The following is a 1,535-nucleotide window of genomic DNA, read 5'->3' as shown; positions in this document are numbered from 1 at the left end:
GGGGCGGCGTCGCTTGCCCGCACCATGCGGATGACATCGAAGGGGCAGGCGGCGTAGCACTTCGCGCAGCCGGTGCAGCCCGGGGCGTCGTGCAGCACGGCGCGTTTCCTGCCCCAGCCGTTGGGGCGGTCGGTTTCCAGCCACAGCACGTGCGGCGGGCAGGCGCCGACGCAGTGGCCGCAGCCGGTGCAGCGGTCGGTGTCGATCACGGGCAGGGCGGGTGCGCGGGTCATGGGCCTGGCCTGTCGGGAGGGGCGGCACCGTGACCGGTCCGCTGTCCTGATCACTGTAGTCGCTCCGCCACGCGCCTGCTACCCTCGCGGCATCACGCCCGGACGCCAGCGCGGCGGCCGTCAAGGAGCGCGCTTCATGACCATGACCCTGCCCGGACCCGACGGCCGGCCACGCTGCCGCTGGTGCGCGGCGGCTCCCGAGTTCCCGGCCTACCACGACCGCGAGTGGGGCTTTCCGGTGGCGGATGACCGCCGCCTGTTCGAGAAGCTCTGCCTGGAGAGCTTCCAGTCCGGACTGAGCTGGCGGACCATCCTGGTCAAACGCGACAACTTCCGCGCGGCCTTCCACGACTTCGACATCGAGCGCATCGCCGCCTTCACCGGGGCCGATGTCGAGCGCCTGCTGCAGGATGCCGGCATCGTCCGCCACCGGGGCAAGATCGAGGCGGTGATCAACAATGCCGCCCGCGCCCGCGAGCTGGTCGCCGAGGCGGGTTCGCTGGCGGCGTTCGTCTGGCGCTACGAGGCCGATGCCGGCAGCGCGCCGGAGCCGCAGACGGTGTCGACCACGCCGGCGGCGGTGGCGTTGTCGAAGGCGCTCAAGCAGCGTGGCTGGAAGTTCGTCGGGCCGACCACGGTCTACGCCTTCATGCAGGCCATGGGGCTGGTCAACGACCATGCCGAGGGCTGCGTCACGCGCGCCGAGGCCGAGCAGGCGCGGCGGGACTTCACGCGGCCGTGAGCGATGCCGGCGGTGCCGGCGACAACGAGGTGACAGTGACAGCGCAGCCCCGGACCCTGGCGTTCATCCACCGCAACGACACCCGCTTCGCGGTCGGCGACTTCTCGCCGGTGCTGTCGGTGTTCTCCTACCACGATCTCGGCAACACGGTGTCGCCCTTCCTGCTGCTCGACCACATCGGTCCGGGCCGGCTGCTGCCGTCCGCGCGCCAAGGCGGCGTCAACGATCATCCGCACCGGGGCTTCGAGACGGTGACGCTGGTGTTCGCCGGCGAGCTGGAGCACCGCGATTCGGCCGGCGGTGGCGGGGTGGTCGGGCCGGGTGGCGTGCAGTGGATGACCGCCGCCGCCGGCGTGGTGCACCGCGAGCTGTTCAGCGCGGCGTTCACGCGCAGCGGCGGCCCGTTCGAGATGATCCAGCTCTGGGTCAACCTGCCGGCCGCGCACAAGATGGACCCGCCCCGCTACCAGAGCCTGAGCGATGCCGACATCCCGCAGGTGGCGCTGCCCGGCGGCGCCGGCTCGGTGCGCGTGATCGCCGGCACGTTCGCGGGCGTGACC

3 protein-coding genes are annotated in these 1,535 nt (G+C 72.2%); 2 read left to right on the top strand and 1 reads right to left on the bottom strand.

Annotated features, from left to right (window positions below; genetic code table 11):
- On the bottom strand, nucleotides 1–233 hold a 233-nt coding region (locus C5O18_RS09365), incomplete at its 3' end, for a 4Fe-4S dicluster domain-containing protein (RefSeq protein ID WP_105193361.1).
- A 136-nt stretch (nucleotides 234–369) separates the two neighbouring features.
- On the opposite strand from C5O18_RS09365, the gene C5O18_RS09360 reads away from it, so the two are divergent.
- Nucleotides 370–975, top strand: a complete 606-nt coding sequence (locus C5O18_RS09360) for a DNA-3-methyladenine glycosylase I (RefSeq protein ID WP_105193359.1) — start codon at nucleotides 370–372, stop codon at nucleotides 973–975.
- A gap of 35 nt (nucleotides 976–1,010) precedes the next feature.
- Nucleotides 1,011–1,535, top strand: a 525-nt coding sequence (locus tag C5O18_RS09355; RefSeq protein WP_146089330.1) for a pirin family protein, incomplete at its 3' end; no start/stop codon positions are given.

This window comes from Amnimonas aquatica (assembly GCF_002943415.1).
In the GTDB taxonomy this organism is placed as follows: Bacteria; Pseudomonadota; Gammaproteobacteria; order Pseudomonadales; family Moraxellaceae; genus Perlucidibaca; species Perlucidibaca aquatica_A.
Note: the sequence above shows the minus strand (reverse complement) of the source record. Positions and strands in the feature narration are given on the sequence as shown.